The organism is Thermoflexus sp. (genome assembly GCF_042408365.1).
In the GTDB taxonomy this organism is placed as follows: Bacteria; Chloroflexota; Anaerolineae; order Thermoflexales; family Thermoflexaceae; genus Thermoflexus.
This window is the reverse complement of sequence record NZ_JBHOQJ010000036.1, coordinates 20,788-28,538: the sequence shown is the minus strand read 5'-3', so window position 1 is coordinate 28,538 and position 7,751 is coordinate 20,788. Positions and strand designations below refer to the sequence as shown.

At 61.8% G+C, this 7,751-nt stretch carries 10 protein-coding genes; all 10 read left to right on the top strand.

All coding sequences use genetic code 11. The features are described from left to right. Positions 1-186 precede the first annotated feature (186 nt). The 10 genes from ACFMO5_RS01660 (at position 187) to ACFMO5_RS01615 (ending at position 7,749) form a co-directional block, all read left to right on the top strand. Positions 187-480, top strand: a complete 294-nt coding sequence (locus ACFMO5_RS01660) for a MoaD/ThiS family protein (RefSeq protein WP_376791032.1) — start codon at positions 187-189, stop codon at positions 478-480. Positions 481-503: 23 nt separating this feature from the next. Continuing rightward, on the top strand, positions 504-764 hold the full coding sequence (locus ACFMO5_RS01655; RefSeq protein ID WP_376791031.1) for a MoaD/ThiS family protein: 261 nt from the start codon (positions 504-506) through the stop codon (positions 762-764). Positions 765-878: 114 nt separating this feature from the next. After that, positions 879-1,121: a MoaD/ThiS family protein gene (locus tag ACFMO5_RS01650; protein WP_376791030.1), complete on the top strand. Its 243-nt coding sequence runs from the start codon at positions 879-881 to the stop codon at positions 1,119-1,121. Between the two features lie 201 nt (positions 1,122-1,322). Continuing rightward, positions 1,323-1,961 carry a superoxide dismutase gene (locus ACFMO5_RS01645; protein WP_376791029.1) on the top strand — a complete coding sequence of 213 codons (639 nt, stop codon included), beginning with the start codon at positions 1,323-1,325 and terminating at the stop codon, positions 1,959-1,961. Positions 1,962-2,136: 175 nt separating this feature from the next. Further along, positions 2,137-3,261 (top strand): transaldolase, encoded by a 1,125-nt coding sequence (gene tal / locus ACFMO5_RS01640; protein ID WP_376791028.1) that lies wholly within the window; start codon positions 2,137-2,139, stop codon positions 3,259-3,261. A 71-nt stretch (positions 3,262-3,332) separates the two neighbouring features. Then, the gene (locus ACFMO5_RS01635; protein ID WP_376791027.1) at positions 3,333-3,668 is read left to right on the top strand and encodes a cupin domain-containing protein; all 336 of its coding nucleotides are present in this window, start codon (positions 3,333-3,335) and stop codon (positions 3,666-3,668) included. Between the two features lie 357 nt (positions 3,669-4,025). Continuing rightward, positions 4,026-4,838 carry an enoyl-CoA hydratase/isomerase family protein gene (locus ACFMO5_RS01630; RefSeq protein ID WP_376791026.1) on the top strand — a complete coding sequence of 271 codons (813 nt, stop codon included), beginning with the start codon at positions 4,026-4,028 and terminating at the stop codon, positions 4,836-4,838. A 160-nt stretch (positions 4,839-4,998) separates the two neighbouring features. After that, positions 4,999-6,246, top strand: coding sequence for a DUF362 domain-containing protein (locus tag ACFMO5_RS01625; RefSeq protein WP_376791025.1), 1,248 nt, complete (start codon positions 4,999-5,001; stop codon positions 6,244-6,246). Positions 6,247-6,325: 79 nt separating this feature from the next. Continuing rightward, positions 6,326-7,417, top strand: coding sequence for a PTS transporter subunit EIIC (locus ACFMO5_RS01620; RefSeq protein WP_376791024.1), 1,092 nt, complete (start codon positions 6,326-6,328; stop codon positions 7,415-7,417). An 86-nt stretch (positions 7,418-7,503) separates the two neighbouring features. Next, on the top strand, positions 7,504-7,749 hold the full coding sequence (locus tag ACFMO5_RS01615) for a PTS transporter subunit EIIB (protein WP_376791023.1): 246 nt from the start codon (positions 7,504-7,506) through the stop codon (positions 7,747-7,749). Positions 7,750-7,751: the final 2 nt, after the last annotated feature.

Here is a 7,751-nt window from a genome sequence, read left to right as displayed (position 1 = left end):
CTTCGGCGCGCAGCTCGACCCTAAAAGCCTCCTAGAGGAAACCGCCAAGAAACATGACCTGTTTCTGGGCTGGATTTCGGACAAACGCATCCCGTTCCGCATCTGGAGCGTCTTGGGGTGGGTGAAACCGCCCTCAGCAGTCCCCGATCCCTGAAAGGTTTTTCCTCCTCTCTGGAGTTGAGAGCGATGATCGAGATCCACCTTTATGGTGAGCTTCGCCGATATATCGGACAGGAAGATCCTTCCCAGGACGCGGTCGCTTTCCTGAATGCCCGCCCAGAGCTCACGGTGGCCGAGGCGCTTCAAGTGCTGGGTGTCCCTCCAGACGAGGCCCGACATGTTTTTATTAACGGTCTTTATGACCCGGAGGGATTGAGTCGAAAGCTGTCGGATGGAGACCGGGTAGGGGTGTTCCCCCGAACGATGACCATGCCGCACATTCGCCTGTTTGCCCCTCGCGCCCCGCGCGAACCGGCATGATCACGACTGGTGGAGCCGACGCGATGATTGAGGTTCGTCTTTATGGGGATCTTCGACGCTACGCTGGGAAAACAGACCCTCGTGAGGAGGCCGTTGTATGGGTTCCGTACCGCCCGGGGTTAACGGTCGCCGATGTGCTTCGGGAGATCGGTATCGACCCCGAGCGTGAGGTGAGCAACATATTCATCAACGGACGCTATGATTATCAGGCTCGGTCCCGGCTGGTTCAGGATGGGGATCGGTTGGGAGTGTTTCCGCGCAATATGGCATTATTATATTGCTGATGCCTTGGGAATATTCGGCGGAAGAACGGCTGGCCTCTCCTCTTGCTGCCGCCCATGGGGCCGCGGGTCGAATGATGCGAGCCAAACCTCGTCCGATGTGAGGAGGTGGGAAGCGTGCGGGTGAAGGTGCAAGTCTACGCAATCCTGCGGCAATATATCCCAGATGCGCAACGCGGCCCTCTTACGATGGAAATACCGGAGGGGACCACGGTCGGACAATTGATTCAGCGATTGCCGATCCCGCCGGAGCTGGCCCGCGTGGTCTTCGTGAATGGAGTCCGTCAGGAATCCGATTGGGTGCTTCAAGAAGGCGACGAAGTGGGGATCTTCCCGCCCATTGCGGGAGGAGCTGGTTGAGCAGCCTCAGCGTTGTGGCCTCGTCTTTCCCCTGCATTCTGAAGGACCATGGGGAGACAAGGGGTGGGGTGTTGGTTCCCGGATCTACCCAAGGGGCTGGATATGGGCGACCGAACCGGCCTTGCCCCGTTCCCTTATTTGTATGTTTCATCAACGCCGAATTAAAATAACGATGTTCATCCTAAATTCTGGAGGTGCATCATGGCCCACACGCTCCCTCCTCTGCCGTATCCGTATGATGCATTGGAGCCCTACATCGACGCTCAGACCATGGAGATCCATCACACCCGGCACCATCAAGCCTACGTGAACAACCTCAATGCCGCCCTGGAGAAATACCCGGAACTCCAGGATGTGCCGGTGGAAATCCTCCTGCGGAACCTCCCCAGCGTCCCCGATGACATCCGGGAGACGGTGCGGAACAACGGTGGTGGCCACGCCAACCACAGCCTATTCTGGACCGTGATGAAGCCTGGCGGGGGCGGCGAGCCGGGCGGCGCCCTGGCGGAGGCGATCGCGAAGGCCTTTGGCAGCTTCGCCAACTTCAAAGACCTCTTCACCAAGGCGGCGATGGGGCGCTTCGGCAGCGGCTGGGCCTGGCTCAGCATGACGGCCTTCGGGAAGCTGGTGGTGCACTCCACGCCCAACCAGGATAGCCCATTGATGGAAGGCCTGATCCCGTTGCTGGGCCTGGATGTCTGGGAGCACGCGTACTATCTGAAATACCAGAACCGACGGGCCGACTACGTTCAGGCCTGGTGGAATGTGGTAAACTGGGACCAGGTCGCCGCGAACTACGCCAAGGCCCTGGAGGCCATCCGGACCAGCGTCCGAGCTTGAGCGGCCACGCACCAGCGATGGGGACAACCCGCAGGTTGTCCCCATCGCTGGTGATTCTCGGATGAAGAGGCTTTCCCTTCCAGCGCTTCTCCTACGTATCCCCGAAAGACCGTTTCGAGAGCTGCAGGATGGCGGCGGTCCTGCACGCTCCAACCTGTTTGGGGGAGAGCGCACGATGGCATCTCTACATGAGCTGCGCGCTCGCGGCCAATCGATCTGGCTGGATGAGATCCGCCGTGAATGGCTCACCGATGGAGAGCTGGCCCGGTGGATCGAACGAGGGGTCACTGGGGTGACCAGCAACCCGACCATCTTCGAGCGGGCGATCACCACCAGCCCCGCTTACGATGACGCGATCCGGAAGGAGCTCGCTCGGGATCCCGAGATCGATTCGGTGGCGCTCTACGAGGCCCTGGCCATCGAGGACATCCGTATGGCGGCGGATCTCCTCCGGCCGGTCTATGAGGCGACGGAGGGGGCCGACGGCTTTGTCAGCTTGGAGGTTTCCCCCCACCTGGCCGATGACACCGAGGGGACCATCGCAGAGGCCCGACGGCTGTGGCGCATGGTGGATCGCCCCAACTTGATGATTAAGGTGCCGGCGACCCCGGCGGGCATCCCGGCCATTGAGGCGTTGATCGCCGAAGGGGTGAACGTCAACGTCACGCTGATTTTCTCCCCCGCCCATTACGAGGCGGCGGCGGAGGCCTACTGGCGGGGCCTGCGGCGACGCGCGGAATCCGGGAGGGATCTGCGGGGTGTGGCCTCCGTGGCCTCTTTCTTCGTGAGCCGGATCGATACCGCCGTGGATCGCGAGCTGGAATCCTTGGGGACGCCCGAGGCGCGCGCGCTCCTCGGGAAGATCGCCCTCGCGGTGGCCCGCCGGGTGTATCGGATCTTCCGCGAGCGATTCCTCCCCTCCGTTTTCCCGGATCTGCAGGCCCGGGGGGCGCGCGCTCAACGTGTTCTGTGGGCCAGCACCAGCACCAAAAACCCAAGCTATTCCGATGTCAAGTACGTGGAAGGGTTGATTGCCCCCGATACGGTGAACACGGCGCCGATGGCCACCCTACAAGCCTTTGAGGATCATGGACAGGTGTCTGAAGCGGCGGCCTGGGAGGGATGGGAGGAGGCGGAGGCGGATTTGGCCGCGCTGGCTCGGTTGGGGATCCCGCTGGAGGAGATCCTGAACCGTCTGCAGGCGGAAGGGGTGGCCGCCTTCACCCGGTCCTATGAGACCCTGTTGGGCGCCCTGGAGCGCAAGCGAGCCGCACTGCTTCTGGAGAACCTCCCCCGTTAACCGTAACGCATAGAATGTCCACTTGGGATGGCTTCCACTTCCTGTCACAGAACAAATCGCGGAGGACAGTGATGCGGTGGGCGCAAACGGAAACGTTGCCTGGGTTCCCCGTCGGGGCGCTGACCCTGCGACCCTTTACCGGGGAGCGGGTGATGGTGGTTCGAGTCGAGGCGCCTGCAGGCGCCGTGGTGCCGCCCCACGCGCATCCCCACGAGCAGATCACTTTGGTCCTCCAGGGCCGCCTCCGCTTGCGGATGGCGGGGGAAGAACAGGAGCTCGGCCCGGGGCAAATCGTGCACATCCCATCAGGGATCGAGCACGAAGTGACATTCCTGGAGGAAACCTTGGTGTTCGATGTCTTTCAACCCCCACGAGAAGATTTCCTGGAGCGCTTGAAAGCGAGGTAGTACGGGATTGGATCCCGTCACATCGGGAGACAGCAGGGATTGAACATCGCTCCTTGCTCTGGAGGTCTTACATCCCCCTCGTCCCTTCTCCTACAAAGTTAGTGCTTTTGTCTATTTGGGGTGACCGCTCCGCTCGGTAGCAGAGCCGCGTGCCTTTAGAGCGCGGCTCTGCTACCCCAAATGGGGTAGGGGCACCCACAAGGAGTGCCCTTCTACATGGATGCCCCAGAGGGGGTGGGTTGTTCGCATTTGCAAGGCCGTTGGATCACCCACATCCTTTGGGGAGACCACCCAAATGGACAAAGCATTAGGTAAAGAAAGAGGTGGCCTCTGAAATCCTCCAAATGGAGGCTCCCAATGATTCGAGCCTGGACTTCCACCTATCAGCGTCTGGTGTTCCAGGAGCCTGAGCCGGGGATCCTGGAAGTGGTCCTTCATCGGCCAGAGACTCTGAATTCCCTGGATGCGACGGCCCATCGGGAGCTCACCTACGTCTGGCGGGACATCGATGCGGATCCTTCCACCCGCGTGGTGCTGGTTCGGGGATCCGGCGCCGCTTTCTCCGCCGGAGGGGATTTCACGTTGATTGAGGAAATCATGTCGGATCCTGCGGCTTGCTTGCGGGTCTGGAAGGAGGCGCGGGATTTGGTTTACAACATGATCAATTGTGGCAAGCCTATCGTTTCGGCCATCGAGGGGCCGGCGGTGGGGGCGGGGCTGGCCGTAGCCTTACTGGCCGACATCTCAGTGGCCGCGCGGGGCGCCCGCCTGATGGACGGCCACGTACGCCTGGGGGTGGTGGCCGGGGATCACGCAGCGCTGGTCTGGCCGCTGCTGATCGGGATGGCGAAGGCGAAGTATTACCTGCTCCTTAACGAGTCGCTCTCCGGCGAGGAGGCCGAGCGCCTGGGCTTGGTTTCCCTGTGTGTGGAGGACGGAAAGGCCTATGAGGTGGCGTTAGAGATCGCCCGGCGCCTGGCGAGGGGGAGCGCCTCCGCCATCCGCTGGACGAAATACGCCCTCAACAACTGGTTCCGCGTGGCCGGTCCGATCTTCGATGTCTCCACCGCCCTGGAGTTCCTAGGCTTCATGCTCCCGGACGCCCGCGAAGGTCTGCAGGCCATGCGGGAGAAGCGCACGCCCCGATTCTCCGGGGAGGTCCCTTTGTGAGACCGACATGCGGCATCTCCCACAGGGATTTGCGGGGGGATGGCTACATTCCCCGAAATCCCCTCAGACGCTATGATCGCTTGCCGAGATGGGTCTTATGCTATAGAATGGTTACCAAGATTTAATCCGCTTCATTTCATCTCATTGAGGCGACGCATTGATGGAGCGGATCTTCATCGCCCATGTACCCGCTGCATCCGCGGAGACCCTTCGGAACGCCATTCAGCGAGGCATCGAGGCGCTAGGCCTCACCGTTCCCAGGCACCGCAGGATCTTCGTTCAGCCGCACTGTCCATGGGCCCATCCGCGTTTCGCCCCCCATGCCTTTACCCCGCCCTCGCTTCTAGAATCCTTGCGCGTGTTGTTTTTCGACAATTCCCTGGAGTTGGGGACCAGCAGCCTTCCCGGTTTTCCATCGCGTTATGCGATGAAGCGCGCCGGCTATTTTAGGTGGGCCCGTAGCCATGGGCTCGCCTTGTGGCCCCTGGATGAGGCCCTCGGTCGTCGGTCTGCCGAAGGCCTGCAGGTGCCGGATGTCGTTCGCCAAGCGGATATGCTGATTGCGCTGCCCCGATTGACCGGGAGCGGTTTCCTGGGGTTTGCTGGCGCCGCACGACATCATATGTTTCTGTTTTCCCCATCGGATCATCTGCAGGCTTATCCCCGCCTGCCGGAGGCGTTGGTCGATGGCTTAACGGTTCGACCTCCGGATTTGATCCTGTTGGACGCCACCCAAGTCCTCCATCGGGGGGGCGAGCTCGCGGGCGAGCCTGTTCCGCTCTCTATCCTTGTCCTCGGCACCAACCTGCTCGCCGTGGATCTGATCGCAGCCGTGTTATACGGGTTCGAACCGCAGGAGGTCCCTTGGATTCGGCTGGCGATCCAGCGAGGCCTGGGCCCAACCTCCCTCACGGAGCTTCAGATCACCGGAGATCTATCCCTGGAGGACCTGTGTCAGCTCGGGGCGAAGATCGTCCATGCCGACCCTTTGCCCGAACGATATCCATGGCCGCCTCAGGTTCGAGTGTACCGTTCTGAAGATGAGCCGTCGTGGAATATTCCGGGATCGCTGATGGAGGCTCTCTGGGTGCTGGAGCGCGGGGGCATCTCATTGGCCAAGGCGCGGGAGGCGGCCATCGTGATTGGATCCGTCGGGGCACTGCCACGTCCACGTACCGATACCGCGGCGGCGATCCTACTGGGGGATTCTGCCCGGGCGGATTATCGGGGGTACAGCCGCATCGTTCGGCTGCCCGGGCATCACGTCACCGTGGCCCGGCTCCTGATGGATCTCCCGTACATCTTACAAGTCGCTTCGATGCGCAGCGAGTTGGGATGGGGATTCCTGTGGGAATCGATACGGTATGCATTGCGCCGTCATGTTCGATTGGGGCGTCTGCAGGCGTAGGGATTCCAGGGGCCAGTTCGTTCATGCAGCGGCTTCGCCGCCGCATGAACCAGAATCATCCTGTTAAAAGGAGGCTCTCATGTTCGCTGTCCTGCAACGTATTGGGCGTTCGTTGATGCTGCCGATCGCCGTGCTCCCGGCAGCAGGGATTCTCCTGCGGTTCGGTCAGCCGGACCTGCTCAACATCCCCTGGCTGGCCGATGCGGGAGGCGTGATCTTCAGCAACCTGCCCCTCCTCTTCGCCGTCGGCGTCGCCATCGGCTTCACCGCCGACGTGGGGACCGCGGGCCTCGCGGGGGCCGTCTGCTACTGGGTGATGACGAAGGTCCTGGCGGACATCAGCACCAGCGTCTACGGCCTGGAAAAGCCGTCCGACATGGGCGTGCTGGCCGGCATCCTGAGCGGCCTGCTGGCGGCCTACCTCTACGAGCGGTTTCACACCATCCAGCTTCCGGAGTGGCTGGCCTTCTTCGGCGGCAAGCGCTTTGTTCCCATCGTGACCGCGTTCGCCGCGGTGATCCTGGGCATTATCTTTGGGCTGATCTGGCACTGGCCGGAGCAATGGCTGGCCGCCGTGGGGAACTGGGCTACCCAGGCCGGGCCCTTCGGGGCCGCCGTCCACGCCTTCTTGAATCGTTTGCTGATCCCCTTCGGACTCCATCACATCATCAACTCGATCGTCTGGTTCCAATTCGGCGACCTCACCCGGTTCTTCGAGACGCGGGGGGCGGAGGGCGGGCTGTTCATGACAGGGTTCTTCCCCATTATGCTCTTCGGCCTGCCGGGCGCCGCGCTGGCCATGTATATGACGGCCGATCCGAAGCGCCGGCCTATCGTGGGGGGCATCCTCTTCTCCGCCGCCCTGACTTCCTTCGTGACCGGGATCACCGAGCCGGTGGAGTTCGCCTTCATGTTCGTCGCCCCGGTTCTCTACGTGCTCCACGCTGTGCTCACCGGGATCTCCGCCTTTGTGACGATCTCCCTGGGGATCCGCCACGGGTTCACTTTCTCGTCCGGGATCATCGATTACATCATCAACTTCGGGATCGCGAAGCAGCCACTGCTGCTCCTGGTCGTAGGAGTGGTGTTCGGGGTGATTTATTATGTGCTCTTTAGTTGGCTGATCCGGACCCTGAACATCCCTACGCCAGGCCGCGAGCCGGAAGCATAAGCAGATCCCTGAAGCCTGGGCGGGCGCTGAGGGCGCCCGCCCAGGCACATCTGCAGAGGATTCGATCGCCGTGGAGGGAGTGAGGTATGCGGGACAAGGCGTTGCGCTATATTGAGGCGTTGGGTGGGCGTGAGAACATCCGTGAGATCGATGGGTGCATCACCCGCTTGCGCGCCACGCTGGCAGATCCAAGTAAAGTCGATGAGGCCAAACTGCGAGCGGCGGGGATGATCGGGCGCCCGATCCGTATGGGAAATGGGATCCAGATCGTGGTGGGCACTCACGCTGAGCTGATCGCCACGGAGATCAATAAGATCCTGCGAGGAGGCTAAAT